Source organism: Undibacterium sp. FW305-107, assembly GCF_058788535.1.
Genome location: NZ_JBYTAV010000004.1, coordinates 186319 through 206182, shown reverse-complemented (window position 1 = coordinate 206182; position 19864 = coordinate 186319). Strand labels below are relative to the sequence as shown.

Here is a 19864-nt window from a genome sequence, read left to right as displayed (position 1 = left end):
TTTAGATACCTGACTACGAATTAACCTCCACCAGCTTCGACGTCAACTTCAGGATCAGGCAGGTAGAAGAACTCTGAACTCACTACATCACCAGCTGGGTTGGTGAAATCTGCCGTAAATGAGATAGTGAAGCCCCAAAAGCCAAGACTGTCTTCATTCATCGTCATTGTTACACCATCAACTGGGCATGCAGTTTTTGCAGTTCCGACTGCAGCTTTTCCATTTTCTAATTCAGCTTTGCAAATCGCGATAAATGCACTTGCTGTGACTGTTACGGTATTGGCAGGATCAGTGGCTGTACCTTTGAAATTAAAGGTTACAGTATCGCCCACATTAAGCACCCGCTTATTGTTTACTGGGCTTATTGGTGGCTCTGGAGTGAATTTCCCTGTTGCAGAAACAGTAGCCCGATTTTGTGGATTGCCCTGGTTAAAAAATGTTGTGAATGTATAGTTGACTGGATCACTCATATTCAAGTTCTCTATTGGTTGGACTAAACAAATAAGCATGCGTCTCACGATTCATGCTTGCCGTTTCAATAATCATTTCTGATAAAGAAATCTTTACTTCGCAGGCTGATCAGCAAAAACTGTTCCAGTTCATTTTGATTGGTTATTGGTTATTTTTGTATAGCGTGGATCGCGTCTTAAATTGAGTAAATCAGGTTCGGACTCAAGAGATTTCATTGAATAGCCAAACTCAATGGCTTTAGCGATTTCCACAAGTGCATCTTCTCGCTGTCCTAGCAGTTCATAAGCCATACCAACACGAAAATGAACATTGGCATCTTTGGGCCCCAGTTTCAATGCGCGTCCCATATACTCGTTTGCGTTATCTTTATCACTGACTCGTGCGGAATACAGGGCAAAACGAGAAACAAGTGCCATATCATTTGGCGATGCTTGCAGGCGAGGGGTAAGCAATTGACGTGCTTTTTCATATGCTTTTTGAGCTTCATTTTCCCTGCCAGGTATCCAACGCAGACTATCACCAAGATTTGCCCATCCCAGATATTTTGCTGGATTACCTTTGTTGGGATCAACAGCTAATTCAAATGCTTCGGCAGCACCTACATAATCTCGTTTTTTAAATAAAGCTGCACCTAAGTTTGAATATAAAAGGGCACTCGGCCGTATCAGCAATCCTTGCTGGAGGATTTGCATTCCTTCATCATCCCGGTTTTGTTTAACTAATGCATTGTTCAAATTTGCGTACGCAAATACAGAGTCTGGTTGTATTTTTATACTCAACTTAAAGAACTGTTCTGCTTGAGTAAACTTACTTTGTTCAAAATTGGCTATTCCTATTTCTTCTGCAAACAATCTTTCATGCGGGAATTTTTCCAGTCCCATCGAAGCATATTTTATTGCTTCGTCATAACGTTTCATAAGTCTGAGTACTTTTACTCTCCCATAAAAAGCAAAAATGTTATCCGGATCGAACGTCAACGCTTTTTCATAGGTACTCAGAGCTAATTCATTTTTTCCTGACTGTGCCTGTACCCGGGCAATGGCGATATGGCTAAGGGCCAATTTGTCATTGAGTTTTAATGCTTGTTGCGCACTTGCATCGGCTTTTTGTAGCAGCACTTCATCCTGTTTGTCGCTGTCGTAACGAAACGTATAAATTATCGACATACCAGCAACGGCACCGGCTTGTTGCGGATTGCGTTTCAATATCGTCTCAAAGTTTGCTTCTGCCACGTCCAGGCTACCTGGTCTGTCAAATTGCTTTAAAGCCTCAAGCCCCTGCTTCATAGCCAATGATTCTGAAAACGGCTTCAAGGACATCTTGTCAATTTCAAGATAAGGCGCAGCCTGCCAGGCACCATATCCCAGCGCGACGATGATGGCGCTGACGATGGCAAATCTTTTCGGTGGACTTAATGCTTTCCAGCCTTTGCCAGAGTTGCTGGCTGTGTTACCCGCTCCAGAAACAAGCACAGGCACACTCACCAGCCCACGCAATTGCTCAACTACCTGCTGCATGCCGCTCAAGCGTTTCTCGGTCTGCCGTGCCGTCATCGCCAGTACCAGTTTGATCAGCTCTGGCTTGCATCCCACCGGGAATTCCCAGGTATCAGAATTCGATTGCATCAGGGCGGCGGCCAGGGCCAGGCCGCTGGCATTGGCGAAGGGGCGCTGGCCTGTCAGGATTTCGTAAAGGATAACGCCGAGAGCGTAGATGTCGCTTTGGGCGTTGGCCGGGCTGCCCATCATGCGTTCCGGCGCCATGTAGGCTATCGTGCCTTGCGGGTCAAGCTGGCTCATGGACGTGGTGGCCTGGGCATCGGTTTGGGATGCCAGGCCAAAGTCGAGTATGCGGACTTTACCGCCGGGCTCCACCATCAGGTTCGATGGCTTCAGGTCGCCATGGATGAGGCCGCTGGCATGGGCCTCTTGCATGGCTTCGGCGACCTGGCTGATGATGTTGATGGCTTGTTGTTCTGGCAGCGGTTGCTGCGGGTTTTGTTGCAGCAATTGCTTGAGGGTCAGGCCGGGCACCAGTTCCATGACGATGGACTGGCTATTGTCTTCATCCTCAATGGCAAATATCTTGACGAATGCCGGGTGCTTCAATGACGCGGCCAGGCGCGCTTCTTTGAGCAGGTTGCTGCCAGGGGCCGTGCTTTCGGTTGCTTTGAGCTGTTTGATGGCGACAGGGCGGCAGAGTTTGCTGTCCCAGGCTTCATGGACTTGCCCAAAGCCGCCTTCACCCAGACGCTTTTTGAATTCGTAATGTCTGAGGCTGACGCTTTCTTCTTCTGTTTCTGTATTGTCTTTGCTAGCCAGATTGGTATTTTGCATTGGTTTCTTGCATGGTTATTATTTTTTATGCCGCATTGGGTTACATGCAGCTATCTGACCACGCGAGATAGTTGCTATTCGTAACGAGATGTAACGGCAATAATATAGCGAACTTTATTACAAAACTGTGTACTCACAGTGACAAGCGAATCTATTTTATATGTAAATGACATGTGAATTGACAGTAATTTACATGTAAAAAACCTGCTTGCCCAATCTGTACGGAGGAAGTGCGATGGGGTGGAAGTTAAATAGTTTGTTCCGGCTTGATGATGCTGACTTGTCCTTTGAGCATCTCTATCAATTCGGCCTCAAAACTGGTGGCGAGTTTCTGCTTGATGCTGATACTGATGGTGGTGGATTCGGTATAGGCTAGCTCAGTGACGCTGGCGGCAAATTTGTCGCACAGGCGGCGTACATGGGATTCATCGGCATAGGCGCAGACGATGTCCCAGGCGAGCATGTACTCAACTTCTATCAGTTCGGCGACCTTGAAGGCATCAGAAATGACTTGTCCATAGGCACGCGTCAGGCCACCAGCGCCCAGCTTGGTGCCGCCCCAGTAGCGTACGACCACGGCCAGCACATTGGTTACATCCTTGTGTACCAGCACGTTGTACATGGGTTTGGCGGCGGTACCTGAGGGTTCGCCATCATCATCCAGGCCAGAATCACCAGTACAGATCAGCGCCCAGCAGACATGCACGGCATCCGGGTGCTGTGCACGTATGCTGGTCAGTTGCTGCCGGGCTTCTGTGCGGCTGTTAAGCGGATAGAGCTGGCCCAGAAAACGGCTTTTCTTGATTTCAATTTCGGCAAAAGCGGGGGCAGCGAGCTGGTACATGGGAAGCTTGTATGGGTAAAGCCGCTATTTTGGCGGCTAATTGGGCTTGGGTATACATATACTGCAACGTTGTTGCCTGAGGCATAGTCCTGAGGTCTGATGTATATCAAGCGACTTCGTTCTCAGGCAGCTTATCTTTGATGTTTGGATAGCTACAGGAGCAAGAACATGCCTCCCACTCCGGATACCGCTTTGAAGCAGGCAGCCAGTCGCGCCTTGCGTCTGATGGACCTGACCAGCCTGAATGAGGACGACACCAGGGAAAAAATCACTGCCTTGTGCAATGCCGCCAGCAGTGCAGAAGGACAGGTAGCGGCTATATGCATTTATCCACGCTTTATTCCGCATGCCAAAAAGATGCTGCGTGATTTTGGCACGCCAGGTATCAAGGTGGCGACAGTGGTCAATTTCCCCCATGGTGAGGCGGACGTAGAGATTGCCATGGCCGAGACCCGTGCTGCCATCGCCTATGGTGCGGACGAGGTGGACCTGGTTTTTCCCTATACAGCGTTGATGGCGGGAGATACAAGCACTGGAGCAGAGATGGTCAGGGCCTGCAAGGCGGCCTGCGGCGACAAGCTCCTGAAGGTGATCATAGAGAGCGGTGAGCTCAGGACGGCAGCCTTGATACGTGCTGCCAGTCTGATAGCGATCACGGCAGGGGCAGACTTTATCAAGACCTCAACAGGCAAGGTGGCGGTGAATGCCACGCTGGCAGCAGCGGAAACCATGCTGACTGTGATCAGGGAAACCGGCGGTCATTGTGGCTTTAAGGCGGCAGGCGGGGTCAGGACGGTGGAAGAAGCTGCAGCCTACCTGACACTCGCGGATAACATCCTGGGCAAGGATTGGGTGAGTCCTGCGCATTTTCGCTTTGGTGCTTCCAGTCTCTTGAATAATTTGCAGGCTTGCGTGAACGAAGTACGAGTACAAACCAAGGCAGGATACTGAGATGTTTCTGGTACAAGAGCTGATACGCAAGAAGCGCGAGGGGCAGGTACTGGATCAGCAGGAGATACAGGAGTTGGTCGCCGGCATAGTCGATGGCAGCATATCGGACGCGCAATTGGGGGCGTTTTGCATGGCGACTTGCTTTCAGGGCATGACAGCGGATGAGGGTGCCGCATTGACACTGGCCATGCGTGATTCTGGCAAGGTCTTGCACTGGGATGACATGGATTTATCCGGTCCGGTGGTGGACAAGCATTCTACTGGCGGCGTTGGCGATTTGGTATCGCTGGTGTTGGCGCCCATGGTGGCGGCTTGTGGCGGCATCGTCCCCATGATCAGTGGGCGCGGCCTGGGCCATACCGGTGGTACGCAAGACAAGCTGGAAGCCATACCCGGCTATTGCACAACACCTGAGCTGGCGCGCTTTCGCCACGTGGTAAAAGAGTGCGGCATGGCCATCATAGGCCAAACTAGCGACCTGGCACCGGCTGACAAACGCCTGTATGCAATACGCGATGTGACAGCAACGGTGGATAGCCTGCCTTTGATTACTGCATCCATTTTGTCAAAAAAATTTGCGGCGGGGCTGGATGCCCTGGTCATGGATATCAAATGTGGCAATGGTGCGCAAACGCCAGGGCTGGTGCAGGCACAGGCATTGGCAAAGAATTTGATAGATACTGCCAACGCGGCGGGTATGGCTTGCTCGGCCCTGATTACCGACATGAGTCAGCCGCTGGCACCCAGCGTTGGCAATGCCCTGGAAATAAGTGAAGCGCTAAGCTATCTGCGTACTGACACTTGCCCGCAACGCCTGCACCAGACGGTATTGGCATTGGGTGCTGAGATGCTGTTGCTTGCAGGTCTGGCAGCAAATTCACTGGAGGCGCAGGTGCGTTTGCTGGATGTCCTGCATAGTGGCAAGGCGGCACAAGTGTTTGAGAGATCTTGCGCGGCCTTAGGTGGACCAGCTGATTTGCTGGACAATTACGCCAGCTATTTGCCCCGCGCTGCCTTGCAACAGGTGGTCTTTGCTCCTGCTGGTTTATACCTGAACGCCATGGACACCCGTGCCATAGGTATGCTGGTTTTGCAATTAAGTGCTACAGGTAAGGGCAAACGGGACGCCAGCACGGGCTTGTGCCAAATGGCTGAACTGGGCCAACTCATGGACAGCGATATTCCGCTAGCTATCATCCACGCCCCTGATGCAGATAGCCTGGCGCTGGCCAGCAAGAACCTGCTGGCCGCTTGCACATTTGGAGAATCAGCAGTGCCACGACCACAGCAATTACGGCAAAGCACGCGTGGTAGTTTGTGCTCGACTGTACCCGCCTTCAATACAGAAATAGCATGACTACTCCGCATATCAATGCCGCTCCCGGTGACTTTGCCGAAATCGTCCTTATGCCGGGTGACCCCCTGCGTGCCAAGATGCTTGCCGACCAATGGCTCAGCGATGCCCTGCTGGTGAATACCGTGCGCAATATGCTGGGTTATACCGGTTGGTATCGTGACCAGAAAATTTCCGTGCTGGCACATGGCATGGGCATACCTTCCATCAGTATTTATGCGACCGAACTGATACGCGAATATGGTGTGAAAAAACTCATCAGGCTGGGTTCTTGTGGTGCCCTGCGAGACGATATGCAATTGGGGGATGTGATCGTCGCCATGGGTGCAAGCACCGACAGCAAGGTCAACCGCATGCGTTTCATGGATCATGATTTCGCAGCAATTGCCGACTATGCCTTGCTGGCCAGGGCCGTAAACACGGCTCATTACTTGCGCAAACCTGTCAGGGTGGGTAATGTGTTTTCTGCTGACCTGTTCTATAGCGCGCAGCCACAGCTATTCGACATCATGGAAAAAATGCAGATACTGGCCGTGGAAATGGAGCTGGCAGGTTTGTATTCGGTGGCAGCCGAGCATGGTGTGCAGGCACTGGGTTTGCTGACCGTGGCAGATCACCTGCGTAGCGGTGCGAGCATGACAGCAGAACAAAGGCAAAACAGCTTTGGCGATATGGTAGAAATTGCACTGGAAAGCTGTTGTGCCCGGGATTGATGGCCTTGCAAGTCTTACTGGATGACGAAGTTTTCAAAAAACACATCGGTCACACCGTCATGCTCTTTCAGTTCCAGCGTCTTGTTAACGCCATTCTTGATTTCTTCCATCAACTGATGTTTGCCGTCCAGGCTTTGCAATTGCTCACCCTCTTTGCTACTCAGTAGCAAGATCAGCGTATGTCTGACTTTGGGCATGAACATTTTGATCTTGTCGCTGACTTCAGCGCTGGCTATTTGCAGCGCCATACTGAGTTGCAAATAGCGTTCAGTACTGGCTAAATTGACAGTGAAAGCTTCCAGTTTTGCAGTAGAGGCAGCACCCGCTGCGCCAGCATCCTTGCCTCCAGAATTGGCGAGAACCACACCGGATGACAGATTGAGGGCGAGACAAAGCAGGAAAGGGACTAAGTGTTTTTTCAGTATCATGTTTTATCTTTTGCCAATGTTTGCTCAAGAAAAATCTATATTTTTCAGAAGCTTACCGCATTGCAGCAAAACATACTGTTAAACAACTTAAAGGAGCTGAACAGTGCCATGATGCTTTATGCGATAAGCCCGTCTGATATGAAACTAAAGTTTCTTATCAGGCAGGCTTATGCAAATTACATACCTGGCTCAGACCTCTTCAGATCCGCCCCAGAATTACACTGTCAAAGGCTTGTAACGGATGCGTTTTGGTTTGGCACCTTCTTCACCGAGGCGTTTTTTCTTGTCGGCTTCATATTCCTGGTAGTTACCATCAAAGAAGCTGACTTGCGAATTGCCTTCAAACGCCAGGATATGGGTGGCAATACGATCAAGGAACCAGCGGTCATGGGAAATAACCATGACGCTGCCGGCGAATTCCAGCAAGGCATCTTCCAGCGCACGCAGGGTTTCCACGTCCAGATCATTGGATGGCTCATCCAGCAGCAAGACATTGCCGCCTTGCAGCAAGGTTTTTGCCAGATGCAAACGGCCACGTTCACCACCGGACAGGTTGCCCACGATCTTTTGCTGGTCACCGCCCTTGAAATTGAAGCGGCCAAGGTAGGCGCGTGAAGGCATTTCAAAACGGCCTACCGTCAAAATGTCGGCACCGTTTGCCACATCTTCAAACACGGTCTTGGTATTGCCCAAGTCTTCACGTGACTGATCAACCAGCGAGATTTTTGCAGTCTGGCCGAGTACGACTTCACCGCTGTCCGGTGTTTCCAGACCCTTGATCATCTTGAACAAAGTCGATTTACCAGCACCGTTAGGGCCGATGATACCGACGATAGCACCAGGAGGGATCTTGAAGCTCAGGTTATCGATGAGCAGGCGGTCACCAAAGGCTTTGCTGACGTTCTTGAATTCAATAACTTCATTACCCAGACGCTCGGCCACAGGGATGAAAATCTCCTGGGTTTCATTACGCTTCTGGTATTCATGCTCACTCATTTCATTGAAACGGGCCAGACGCGCCTTGCTCTTGGCCTGACGCGCTTTCGGGTTCTGGCGTGACCATTCCAGTTCTTTTTGCAGTGCTTTCTGGCGCGCAGATTCTGTCGCTTCTTCCTGCTTCAAGCGGGCTTGCTTCTGATCCAGCCAGGAAGAGTAATTGCCTTTCCATGGAATGCCATGGCCACGATCCAGTTCCAAAATCCATTCAGCAGCATTGTCGAGGAAGTAGCGATCATGGGTAATTGCCACGACGGTGCCTGGGAAGCGCAACAGGAACTGTTCCAGCCAGTCTACCGATTCAGCATCCAGATGGTTGGTCGGTTCATCAAGCAAGAGCATGTCAGGCTTGGACAGCAACAATTGGCACAGGGCGACGCGGCGTTTTTCACCACCGGACAAAACGCCGATTTTGGCGTCCCATGGTGGCAGGCGCAGCGCATCGGCGGCCATTTCCAGTTGCAGTTCTACATTGTCGCCAGATGATGTAGAGATAATCGCTTCCAGACGTGCCTGTTCATTGGCCAGCGCATCAAAGTCTGCATTTTCTTCAGCATAGGCTGCATACACTTCTTCCAGCTTGGCCTTGGCTTCAAATACTTCGCCCAGGGCAGATTCAACTGCCTGGCGCACGGTTTGTTCTGGATTAAGCTGCGGTTCTTGCGGCAGGTAACCGATGTTCAGGTTGGGCATGGGCACTGCTTCGCCCTGTATGTCTTTATCTATACCTGCCATGATTTTCAGCAGGGAAGACTTGCCTGAGCCGTTCAGACCCAGCACGCCTATCTTGGCGCCAGGGAAGAAGGACAGGGAAATATCTTTCAGAATTTGACGCTTCGGCGGGACGATTTTGCCGACGCGATTCATGGTGTAGACGTAATTAGCCATTTTTCTTGATTTTTCATAGGGAATAAGAATGCCTGCAAGGATACCTCAAGCAGGCACAGGACGGAATATTTAGCTAAAAAAGACGCGTATGCTGCTCCGCACCAAAGTTGATATAACTCAAGTCCCTTCCAGCAGTGTGGATTTACACTTTATTCATCACTGTTGATAAAAGAGGAAATGAAAATGAAAAAGCTTGTTATCGCACTCTCCCTGGCAGCTATCGGCTTCACGGCAAGTCAGGCAATGGCTCAAGAACAGAGCCCATGGCAAGTGCGTGCCCGTGTCGTCAATATCAGCCCTGCAAATAGCTCTGATCCTGTGGGTGGCGTTGGTGCTGCCGATCGTATTACGGTGACCAGCAAGGAAATCCCAGAAGTCGATATTACGTACTTCTTTACACCAAACTGGGCGGCTGAACTGATACTGACTTATCCGCAAAAACATGATGTCATGCTGGATGGCGCCATCATTGGCAGCTTCAAACATTTGCCACCGACATTGACTGCGCAATACCATTTTATGCCTGGAGCTAAAGTCAGCCCTTATGTCGGTGCTGGTGTCAATTACACCCGCATCTCCGATGTAAACCTGCTCAAAGGTGCGGGTGGCCTGGAGAGCAATAGCTACGGTCTGGCAATACAGGCTGGCGTGGATTTCAAACTCGACAAAAACTGGTCCTTGAATCTGGATGTAAAAAAAGTGCAGATCCGCAGTGACGTGACGATCAGTGGCGCTAAAGTCAGTGCAGTCAAGGTTGACCCATGGCTGGTAGGTGTAGGCGTAGGCTATCGCTTCTAAGGAAAGCGGACATACGCAAAACCGCCCCAGCTGCGTTGCAGCACCTTGCCGTACTAAAGTACTGTCTGCGGAGCTGCACCTTGCTGGGATGGCTTTGCGTAAGTCCTAGTTTAAAAGAGTGAGCTGCCACATTTCCCCTTTCTTCTGTGAAAGGGGATTTTTTTTGGGCGACGGTTTTTCAGTCCGCCATCACCGTGCTAATTCGCACACCAGCGTTCGTTGACGAACGGATTTACCTCCATCCGACTATCATTTTCTTTGGAGTTTTTTTGTAAGCAACTGATTTTAAACGACTTTGTTTAAATCGTTACGGCAGGCACGGCGCTTGCAAACCTGATCCGCAATTTACTTAGATCAGGTTTCAACATGGATCAGGCTCTCAGCCACGACACACTCAAAAAGCGCAGGCGCAAGACCATCTTGCTGCTTGCTGCTGCCGCCATTTTTGTGACAGGCGCAGTATGGGCAGTGAATCGCATCATCAGCCCTGGTGTTAATCTGGGTGAAATTCGTATCGGCCAGGTACATACAGGTGCCATCGACAACACCATCAATGCGGCAGGCGTTGTCGTCCCTGTTCACGAAGAGCAATTGTCCAGCCCCAACCAGTCACGCATCAGCAAAGTCATTGCCAAGGCGGGCCAGACAGTGCGCGCAGGTGAATTGCTGATGGTGCTGGATGATCACACCATACGCCTGGCGATAGACAATCTGCGTGAACAGATTTCCCAGCAAGACGTCAAGGGACAATTGCTGGCGATGGAGATGGAATCCAACCTCAAAAAAATTGCCAGTGAAATTGAGCTGCTGGAACTGGATTTGCAAAGCAATAAAGTCAAGCTGGCACGTTACCAAAAACTGGGACCTATAGGCATTACTTCAGCAGTTGATTTGCAAGCGGCAGAACTGGCTGTCAAACGTAATGAAGTGCAGTTGCGCCAGCACAAAGAAACCCTGACAGATACCCGCCGCACCACGCAAAGCAATATCGAGGCAGCACGCCTGCAAAAATCCATCTTCCAGAAACAGATGGAATTGCAGCAGAGACTGTTGGAACAAACTCAGGTCAAAGCCCCATTTGATGGCCTGTTGACCTGGATGCTGGCTGACGAAGGTGCCAGCCTGAATACCGGGCAACTGATTGCCAAGGTATCTGAACTGAATAACTTCAAGGTAGAAGCCACTGTCTCTGATTTTTATGCGCGTTACCTCAGTTCTGGTCAAAAAGTGCGGGTTGAATACAGCGGACAAATCATGCCAGGTGAAGTACAAACCATTTTGCCCGAAATACAAAACGGCACTGTGAAGCTCATCGTCGTACTGGATAAGGCGAACCACCCTTCACTGAGGCACAAACTCAGGGTGGACGTGAATATCATCACGGAACAAAAAGCACGCAGCCTGATCGTTGAAAACGGGCCGGCGATAAACGGCAAGGGCAGGCAGGATGTGTATGTGCTGGAAAATGGTAAGGCAGTAAAGCGCAGCGTAGAAATTGGCCTGGGTGACAGCAAAATGGTGGAAGTCTTGCAGGGTGCAAAAGAAGGCGACAGGCTGGTGATTTCAGATATCAGCAATTTCAAGCATTTGAGCAGTTTCAGAGTATCTCAGTAGACCACAATAAGAATTCAACAAGGAAGCAATCATGATCAAACTGGAAAACGTCAGTAAAACCTATCAGACCGATAAGGTCGAAACCCTGGCTTTGCGGGATATCAATCTGCATGTGAAAAAAGGAGAGTTTGTTTCCATCATGGGCCCCAGCGGCTGCGGTAAAAGTACCTTGCTCAATTTAATCGGCCTGCTGGACAGGCCAGGCAAGGGCAAGATTGCGGTTGATGGTGCCGAGATGAAAACCTGGCGCGATAAGGAACTGGCCAGCATGCGTAACCGCACCTTCGGCTTTATCTTTCAGAGCTTCCACCTGATCAATGATCTGCGTGTCATCGATAATGTCGAGCTACCTTTGCTATACCGTTCCAGCAGTGCCAAAGAACGCCGCCGTCTGGCAGAAGAAGCGCTGGCCCGGGTGGGCCTCTCTGCGCGCATGGATCATTATCCCAATCAGTTATCTGGCGGTCAACAACAGAGGGTGGCTATCGCCCGTGCCATGGTTGGTCGCCCCAGTGTGTTGCTGGCGGACGAACCGACCGGTAATCTGGATAGCCAGATGGGGGCTGAAGTCATGGACATCCTGCTCAAACTCAGTCATGAAGGTACGACCGTGGTTATGGTCACGCATGATGAGCGGCAAGCCAAACAGGGTGGCCGCATAGTCCGGGTATTTGACGGCCAACTGGTGGCTTAGGAGCAAGGCCATGTTAAAGAATTATTTCCAGATTGCCTGCAAGGTATACATGCGGCGCAAATTGTTCACTGCCATCAACTTGCTGTGCATTGTGCTGACCATGGTGGTATTGCTGACGGTGACGGCTATCTTGCAAACGACTTTCTATCCAAAGGGCGTGGAAGGAAAAAGTGAAAGGTTTTTGCAAATCAGTACGATCACTCAGGCCAGCAAAAACAATACGAGGAGAAGCCCATTGGGCTATAAGGTCATTGATCAGTATTTGCGCAAAATGAAGACGGTAGAGAAGGTCGCCGCAGTGACTGGTCCTGAGCCTGTTTCTGTCTATCAAAAAGACAGTGTCAATGAAATCATGATGCGTCGCGCTGATGCTGAGTATTGGCAGATAATGGACTTCAAGCTATTGTCCGGACGAGTGCCGACTGAGGATGATGTCAAACAGGGGCGTTTTGTGGCCGTCGTCAATGAGAGCACGGCAAAAAAATTGTTTGGAAGTGAAGCCGCACTGAGCAAGAAAATCAATACTGGCGGACAGCAGTTTCAGATCATCGGTGTAGTGGAAGACGTGCTGCATCTCAATGCTTACGCGGATATCTGGGTTCCGGTAAGCACTTTCCCTACGTCAGAATACCGTGAGCAATATTCAGGGGATTTCAACGCCCTGCTGATGGGCAAGAGTGCTGCAGATTTGCCCTTGATAAAGGATGAGCTTTTACAGGTTGTCAAACAAATCAATGCGGATGAACCAACGCATTGGGACCATACCTACATGTGGGCAGACAGCAAACTGGACTTCTTTGCCAGAGGCATACTGAGTAAGGATGAGGTCGCTGATTCAGGCGCACCACAACTAGTGGCCGGAATCGTGTTCGCCATGTTGCTCTTCATGCTTTTACCTGCCTTGAATCTGATTAACCTGAATTCTGGCCGCATCATGGAGAGAGCCGCCGAGATTGGGGTGCGCAAGGCTTTCGGTGCAAGTAATCGTGAACTGGTCAAGCAATTCGTTATCGAAAATATCTTGCTTTGCCTGTTTGGTGGCGTCGTGGGCCTGATCTTCACCAAACTGACCCTGGCCTGGCTTAGCAATGCAAATCTGGTACCTTACATGAAAGTGGATCTGAGCTTTGCGGTGTTCGCCTACGGTTTTGTGATTGCCATCGTGTTTGGTGTTTTGTCCGGCGTCATCCCCGCGTGGAAGATGTCACGCCTTGATCCCGTGCTTGCCCTGAAAGGAGCTGCATAATGTTTTTCCACATACTCAAACCTATCTGGAAACGCAAGTTCAAGAACTTGCTGCTGAGCCTGGAAATTCTTTTGGCTTTCTGTGTCGTATTTGGGCTGGCGCTGATGACTGCCCGTTATTTTCAGTTGTACCATTTACCTGTGGGATTTGAATACCGGGATGTGTGGTCAGTCAAGATGCTGAGTCCGGGAGAACTTAATCCAAGAAATGATCCTCTCGTGACAGAAAACTTCCAGCGTAGTCTGGCCGCTTTGCCTGAAGTGGAGCAAGTTGGTTTCATCAATTATTCTCCATATAGTAATGCCACCTGGCGCTCTGATCTGTACCTGCCTGGCAGTAAATCTGAATATAAGGTGAACATGACCGAAATGGCAGATGAAATTCCTGCCCTTCTGAACATGAAATTGCTGGATGGGCGCTGGTTCTCGGCAGAGGACGAGGGCAGACCAGAAAAAGCCATCATCATTAACAAAAAACTGGCAGACAGCATGTTTCCTGGCAGGAGTGCGGTCGGACAGTTGGTTACAGATACTGAGCCGGGCTCTAAAAATGTCCAATTGTTGCGCATTACAGGTGTGTTTGAAGATTTCCGTAATAAAGGTGAATTCATGGCACCGACAAACTTTTCTATCATGCGTTTTTCCAAAGCAACCGGGGACAGGCGCATGGACGTTGTCCTGATCAAAGTCAAGCCAGGGACATCAAGAGCCTTTGAAGAAAAACTGAACCAGCAATTGAAACTCATACGCAGTGACTGGGGTTACAGGATTTCACCGCTGACAGATATGCGTCAGTCAAAAATGACTGAAGACACCATACCTCTGATGATACTGGCTGTCATTGCCGTTTTCTTGCTCATCATGGTCGGTTTTGGTTTGTTTGGCGTACTCTGGCAAAATACCACGCAACGTATTCCCGAGATAGGCTTGCGTCGGGCTATCGGTGCGAACAGCGGGCATATCTATCAGCAAATCGTCAGTGAGCAATTGTTGCTGAGTTCCATTGCCATGCTGGTAGGGATGGTATTCCTGATACAACTGCCCCTGACCGGAGTTTTGGGTGATGCCATTAACTGGACGGTATTCATTACCGCTACCTTGATCTCTGTGGCGGTGATCTATGTTATTTCTACACTGTGCTCTTTGTATCCGGCCTGGCGTGCCAGCCGTCTCAGCCCGACGGAAGCCTTGCATTACGAATAAAATTATTCTTGATCACAGACCAAAACGTTTAAGATAGCTGGCAAGCTTCACACTCAGGGGTGTGAAGCTTGCATTTCTGTTTTCACCCATATGCAATAGATAAGGCCATGCCAGTAGCATTAACAAACCAACGTATCCTGATCATAGATGATGACAGTTCAGTGCTGGTGTCGCTGGCTTTGCTATTGAAGCAAGCTGGCTATACCAGCGTCAGTTGCGATGACCCGCAGCAGGCCATGCAGATACTGGCGACACAGGAAATACACCTGGTTTTGCAGGACATGAATTTTTCTTTGCAAACTACCGGCGAAGAGGGGCTGGCTTTATTGGCAGACATCAAACGCATCTATCCCGCACTACCGGTTTTGTTGATGACAGCCTGGGGCTCGATCGCCCTGGCTGTCCGTGGTGTCAAATTGGGAGCGGCAGATTTTTTTACCAAGCCCTGGAATAACACGTCTTTGCAGGAACTGATACGTGCTACTCTGGATATGGTTCAAGTTGCCACGCCAGGTAACGCGAGCCGCCAGACGCTGGATCAACAGTTCAATTTCAGCGACATCATCGGCGAGCATCCGGAATTACTAAAGGTACTGGCGACCATAGGCCGGGTCGCCAAAACCAATGCCTCAGTACTGATCCTGGGCGAGAGTGGCACTGGCAAGGAATTGATCGCCGATGCGATACACCGCAACAGCCCGCGCGCCACTAAGCCCATCGTCAAGGTGAATATGGGGGCAGTGACGACGAGCTTGTTTGAAAGCGAAATGTTCGGTCATGTCAGGGGCGCTTTCACGGATGCCAAAAGTGACCGCAAGGGCCATTTCGCCATGGCCAGCCAGGGCAGTTTATTCCTCGATGAAATCGGTGAATTGAACCGCAATGACCAGGTCAAATTACTGCGGGTATTACAAAACCAAAGTTACCAGGCGGTGGGGGCCAGCAAGACCGAGCAGGCTGACGTGCGCATCATCTCAGCCACCAACCGCGAACTGGCAGAACTGGTTGCCAGCAATGAATTTCGTGAAGACCTGTATTATCGCCTGAACCTGATCACCATACGCCTGCCGCCTCTGCGTGAGCGCCGCAGTGATATCCCCTTGCTGGCAAATCGTCTCATGGTAGCTCTGGTAAATAGCTATGACATGGAGCCAGTCAGTCTTGCGCCATCTGCATTGCAATGGCTGGCCAGCAGGACCTGGCCGGGTAATATACGCCAGCTCAAACAATGTCTGGAACGTACCCTGCTGCTGGTGGGCAAGCCTGTGCTGGAGCAAAACGATTTCCTGTTTGCCGAGCAGCATGAAGAAGCGCAGGGGCAGGGCATGAGCATCGCTGGCATGACTCTTGATCAGGTTGAAAAGCTGATGATAGAAAAAGCCATGGAGCAGCATCACGGCAATATTACACGTGTGGCCAAGGCTTTGGGCTTGAGCAGATTTTCCCTGTACCGCAGACTGGAAAAACATCAGATCAGCACAAGTGAAATCGATGATGAGGAACGGCAATGAGCTTGAAGCGGCGTTTGCTGGCTTACCTGTTTCTTATCCATGGCATTTTTCTGGTGCCGGCTTTCAGCTTTTATCTTAGCCAGCCTTTGCTCATCGTCTGTCTTGAACTGGGCCTGGCTTGTAGCTTTGCCCTGGGTATTTATCTGACCAATAAAGTCTTGCAACCTCTGGACTTTGCCCAGCAATTTCATGACCTCTTGCAAGATGAAAATTATGCCAGCCGCATCAAACCAGACAGTAATAAGGAAGTCAATGAACTGGTGGTCTTGTTCAATCGCATGCTGGAAGCCCTGTATAAAGAAAGGCTGGAGTTAGGTGAGCAGCGCGGCTTTCTGGATCGCTTGCTGGAAGCAACGCCCACAGCAGTCATCGTGTTTGATTTCGATGACAAGATCAGTTTGATGAATGTCAGTGCCCAGAATTTATTGGACGTGACAGAAAACGCAGGCTTGAGCTTGCAACAATTGATCCAGAAAAATGAAACCACCGGTAGTATTGAATTACTGCAGCAACTGCAACAGTTATTGCCTGGTGAGAGTGCCGTCTATGGCGACACTGAAGGCAGGCGCTACCGCTGCCAGAAAAATCAATTTACAGACCGTGGCTTCAAACGCGATTTCGTATTGATAGATGAAATCACGGCAGAGCTTGCCAGTTCAGAAAAAGCCACTTATGAAAAACTCATACGGGTACTCGCACATGAAGTGAATAATACCGTCGCTGCAACGGGCTCGGTGCTAGAATCATTGTTATTTTACAGCGGACAATTACAGACAGAAGACAGTCATGATTTTGTCACCGCCATCGCTGCAGTAAGGAAGCGCAATGGTAATCTGGGTGAGTTCATAGAGAGGTTCACCCGCGTCGTCAAAATGCCAGAACCTGAGCTGAAGCCACATGATCTGGCTGCCATGCTGGATGGCATCATCTATTTATATCGCCAGCAATGCCATGAGCTTGGTATCAGTTTCAACTGGGTAGTGCGTGAAAATATCCCCCTGCAAATACTGGATGGGCATTTGATGGAACAGGCCTTATTGAATATCGTCAAGAACGCGATTGAAGCTGTAGAAACGTCCATCAAGCTTGGCTTGCAAGAGACTGGGTATGTCAAGCTTGAGCTCAGGCGGGATACTGATACGCAGGCAATACTTTTATCCGTCAGGGACTCAGCCAATCTTTTGTCAGATGTGCCACATGGGCAATTGTTCACGCCTTTCTTCACGACCAAAAAAGGTGGCCAGGGCATAGGCCTGATGTTTGTGCGTGAAGTCTTGAACCGGCATGGCTATAGCCATAAACTCATGGCGAATGGCCAGGGTGAGACCAGCTTTGATATCCTTATTGGATCTTAAATCGGGAAAATTCCAAGCTCATACGCAAATCTTCTATACGTCCTATAATGCAGCTCCATTCGGCTCATTCTGCCAACTATTTAGGAGATTTCCATGTCTATTTCCATGTACGCTGCCTCTGTCCCCGTCTTTAATCAGATGCTTGACAGCCTCAGCGATGTCCTGAAAAAAGCTGAAGCGCATGCGACAGCCAAGAACATCCCGGCAGAAAATTTCTTGCAGGCACGTTTATTCCCTGACATGCTGGCATTGACACGTCAGGTACAGATCGCTGCTGATTTTGCCAAAGGCGTAACCGGCCGTCTGGCACAAGCTGAATTGCCAGCTTACGAAGACAATGAACAAACTTTCGCAGAGCTGCAAGAACGTATCGCCAAAACCAAGGCTTTCATTGCAACATTGGATGAATCCAAATTTGAAGGCAGCGAAACTCGTAACGTCGTCCTGCGCCCTGGCACGCCAAAAGAACAGACTTTCTCAGGCCAGGCGTATTTGTTGAACTACGGCTTGCCGCAGTTCTTTTTCCATGTGACGACGGCGTATGCATTGTTCCGTCATAACGGTGTGGAAATTGGCAAAAAAGATTTTATGGGTCTGCGTTAAGCTATTCTCGTAGGTTGGGCCGGGCCTCGCTAGGCTACGTTTTACCAGCCCAACACTCGGCGTTTAAATAGCGTATACGTTTGTTGAAGCCCAGTGTTGGGCTGATGCCCCTTAGCCCAACCTACACGAATTAAGCTGCCACTGCAAAACCCTGCACAGCCTTCTTCAGCCGCAAATTAAATACCAGCAGCGCAATCGAAGTAATAACACCTATCCCTCCAAACAAACTCCACATCAGCATGGGTTGATGCATCTGCCGCGCCAGCACGGTATACGACCATCCCGACAACAGCCCTGCAAACAGATTGCCTAGTGCCATCGAGACGAAGTAATAACCCATGAACATCGCGGTTTTTCTTTTTGGAGCTATGGCTGCCACATATTCCTGACTCTTGGGTGAAGCGATCATTTCGCCCAAGGCAAATACAAACACAGCCATGCAGACGCTGACGCCGCCAAACAACAAGGCATTTGACAGACCTGCCATCCACAGGCTGAAGCTCAGCACGAGCGTACCCATGACCAGCACAGGTAAGGCTTTCCAGCGTTGTACATACGTGCTGATGGCAATTTGCAGGAGTACGACAGCACCAAAATCCAGATTGACGATGTATTCAGGATTGACCTGACGGTAAGTTTGACTCCAGTCTGCCGCCAGTTGCGCAGCACTGATTTTGCCTGCGTGCAGCGCCTGCAGGCCAGACTGTAATTGTTCCAGTGGCGGCATGACTTTGTAGTTCACCAGTTCAAGGCGTAATTGTTCCAGTAACTGAGTATCTGCATATGCCCCCAGCTTGGCGGCCAGGCCTGGCAAGACGTTCGCCAATTGTTCTACATTGACGGCAGCCAGAAAATCCAGCGCAGTCGGGCTGTATTTACCTATCAGCAGGACCAGGTCCTGGGTGTCGACAAAATCACGTATATACAAGGGCAGGGTAATGAAGAGCTGATTATAGATAGTCCAGAAGCCTGTCATGATGAGTAGGTAAATCACGAATTGTGCATTCCCTATGCGTATGCCTTGCTGGTACCAGTGCTGCTGGCGGCCCGATTTGTTCAGCGCGCTCCAGAGCAGGTTGATGCCCAGCCAGCCGGCCATCGCCATGAAATATTGCGCATAGCTGATACCACCTTTAGCCGCGATCATGATGCCTATGATGGCTGGTACCACCAGCAAGGCCAGCCTGCCATTACCCAGTACCTCCTGAGTTTCCAGCAAGACCTGGCGCAAGCCGCGCTGGTCGGTGCCAGCTTCGTGATGATCACCATCCTTGTACAGGAAAATCGCCGGTATGAAATTCAACAAGATCCAGAACGAGGACATGAGAAACACCATGTCCCAACTGATGGCGCGCACATAGCCAGCTACCAGTGGCCCCAGGAAACCACCGACATTCACCATCGTATAAAACACGCCAAATCCGAGACCGCGATTTGTGTCATCGGTAGTGCGGCCTATAGTACCGACCACCACCGGTTTGAAACAGGCAGCGCCGATAGCGACCGCCAGGAAGACGGCACAGAAACTCCAGAAGCCATGCACCTGACCCAGCAGGAAATAAGCCGGACACATGATACAAAAAGCAATCAGGAACATGCGCCGGTAACCATAGCGGTCAGCCAGTGCGCCGGTAATCACCGGCAGCAGATACAGCAGGAAGGGGATCATGCCTTGCAAGAAACCGCGCTCCTGGTCATTCAAACCCAGGCCACCTTGTGATACCGGGCTGGTCATGTATAAAGAGGACAGTGTGAAAAATCCATACCAGGCCAGGCGTTCAAAAATTTCCATGCTGTTCGCGACATAGAAATTTTTATGGAAAGGACTGCGGCCCGAAGAGGGAGAGGTAGTGGACATAG

Annotated in this window: 17 protein-coding genes; 11 read left to right on the top strand and 6 right to left on the bottom strand. The window is 50.2% G+C overall.

The annotated features are described in order from the left end of the window. Positions 1-20: 20 nt before the first annotated feature. The 3 genes from AC3WQT_RS10480 to AC3WQT_RS10470 form a co-directional block, all read right to left on the bottom strand. Entirely contained in the window at positions 21-470 is a 450-nt protein-coding gene (locus tag AC3WQT_RS10480) for a hypothetical protein (RefSeq protein WP_492703820.1), read from the bottom strand. Positions 471-599: 129 nt separating this feature from the next. Then, the gene (locus tag AC3WQT_RS10475) at positions 600-2807 is read right to left on the bottom strand and encodes a protein kinase domain-containing protein (protein ID WP_492703819.1); all 2208 of its coding nucleotides are present in this window, start codon (positions 2805-2807) and stop codon (positions 600-602) included. 247 nt (positions 2808-3054) lie between these two features. Then, entirely contained in the window at positions 3055-3651 is a 597-nt protein-coding gene (locus AC3WQT_RS10470) for an IMPACT family protein (RefSeq protein WP_492703818.1), read from the bottom strand. 168 nt (positions 3652-3819) lie between these two features. Between AC3WQT_RS10470 and deoC the strand changes: the two genes are divergently transcribed. The 3 genes from deoC to deoD are packed head-to-tail and all read left to right on the top strand — an operon-like array spanning position 3820 to position 6669. Next, on the top strand, positions 3820-4602 hold the full coding sequence (deoC, locus tag AC3WQT_RS10465; protein ID WP_492703817.1) for a deoxyribose-phosphate aldolase: 783 nt from the start codon (positions 3820-3822) through the stop codon (positions 4600-4602). Between the two features lies 1 nt (position 4603). After that, a complete protein-coding gene (deoA, locus tag AC3WQT_RS10460) occupies positions 4604-5959 on the top strand; it encodes a thymidine phosphorylase (RefSeq protein ID WP_492703816.1) in 1356 nt (451 codons plus the stop codon). After that, the gene (gene deoD, locus AC3WQT_RS10455) at positions 5956-6669 is read left to right on the top strand and encodes a purine-nucleoside phosphorylase (protein ID WP_492703815.1); all 714 of its coding nucleotides are present in this window, start codon (positions 5956-5958) and stop codon (positions 6667-6669) included. Before deoA ends, deoD begins: the two co-directional genes overlap by 4 nt. A 14-nt stretch (positions 6670-6683) precedes the next feature. On the opposite strand, the gene AC3WQT_RS10450 is transcribed toward deoD, so the two are convergent. Both AC3WQT_RS10450 and ettA read right to left on the bottom strand, forming a co-directional pair. Next, positions 6684-7097, bottom strand: coding sequence for a flagellar basal body-associated FliL family protein (locus AC3WQT_RS10450; protein ID WP_492703814.1), 414 nt, complete (start codon positions 7095-7097; stop codon positions 6684-6686). A gap of 216 nt (positions 7098-7313) precedes the next feature. Then, positions 7314-8981 carry an energy-dependent translational throttle protein EttA gene (gene ettA, locus AC3WQT_RS10445; RefSeq protein ID WP_492703813.1) on the bottom strand — a complete coding sequence of 556 codons (1668 nt, stop codon included), beginning with the start codon at positions 8979-8981 and terminating at the stop codon, positions 7314-7316. 183 nt (positions 8982-9164) lie between these two features. On the opposite strand from ettA, the gene AC3WQT_RS10440 reads away from it, so the two are divergent. From AC3WQT_RS10440 to AC3WQT_RS10405, 8 genes are all read left to right on the top strand, one after another. Then, complete coding sequence (locus AC3WQT_RS10440; RefSeq protein WP_492703812.1) at positions 9165-9779, top strand: OmpW/AlkL family protein; 615 nt, start codon at positions 9165-9167, stop codon at positions 9777-9779. Between the two features lie 366 nt (positions 9780-10145). After that, the gene (locus AC3WQT_RS10435; protein WP_492703811.1) at positions 10146-11393 is read left to right on the top strand and encodes an efflux RND transporter periplasmic adaptor subunit; all 1248 of its coding nucleotides are present in this window, start codon (positions 10146-10148) and stop codon (positions 11391-11393) included. A 31-nt stretch (positions 11394-11424) separates the two neighbouring features. Beyond that, positions 11425-12087, top strand: coding sequence for an ABC transporter ATP-binding protein (locus tag AC3WQT_RS10430; RefSeq protein WP_492703810.1), 663 nt, complete (start codon positions 11425-11427; stop codon positions 12085-12087). A gap of 10 nt (positions 12088-12097) precedes the next feature. Then, positions 12098-13333 carry an ABC transporter permease gene (locus tag AC3WQT_RS10425; protein ID WP_492703809.1) on the top strand — a complete coding sequence of 412 codons (1236 nt, stop codon included), beginning with the start codon at positions 12098-12100 and terminating at the stop codon, positions 13331-13333. Then, positions 13333-14535, top strand: coding sequence for an ABC transporter permease (locus AC3WQT_RS10420; protein WP_492703808.1), 1203 nt, complete (start codon positions 13333-13335; stop codon positions 14533-14535). The genes AC3WQT_RS10425 and AC3WQT_RS10420 overlap by 1 nt, the downstream gene beginning before the upstream one ends. Positions 14536-14642: 107 nt before the next feature. Further along, positions 14643-16046, top strand: a complete 1404-nt coding sequence (locus AC3WQT_RS10415; RefSeq protein ID WP_492703807.1) for a sigma-54-dependent transcriptional regulator — start codon at positions 14643-14645, stop codon at positions 16044-16046. Then, the gene (locus tag AC3WQT_RS10410) at positions 16043-17401 is read left to right on the top strand and encodes a sensor histidine kinase (RefSeq protein WP_492703806.1); all 1359 of its coding nucleotides are present in this window, start codon (positions 16043-16045) and stop codon (positions 17399-17401) included. The genes AC3WQT_RS10415 and AC3WQT_RS10410 overlap by 4 nt, the downstream gene beginning before the upstream one ends. Before the next feature lie 93 nt (positions 17402-17494). Beyond that, positions 17495-18004: a DUF1993 domain-containing protein gene (locus AC3WQT_RS10405; RefSeq protein ID WP_492703805.1), complete on the top strand. Its 510-nt coding sequence runs from the start codon at positions 17495-17497 to the stop codon at positions 18002-18004. 130 nt (positions 18005-18134) lie between these two features. Here AC3WQT_RS10405 and AC3WQT_RS10400 read toward each other — a convergent pair whose 3' ends face one another. Further along, complete coding sequence (locus AC3WQT_RS10400; protein ID WP_492703804.1) at positions 18135-19862, bottom strand: MFS transporter; 1728 nt, start codon at positions 19860-19862, stop codon at positions 18135-18137. Positions 19863-19864: the final 2 nt, after the last annotated feature.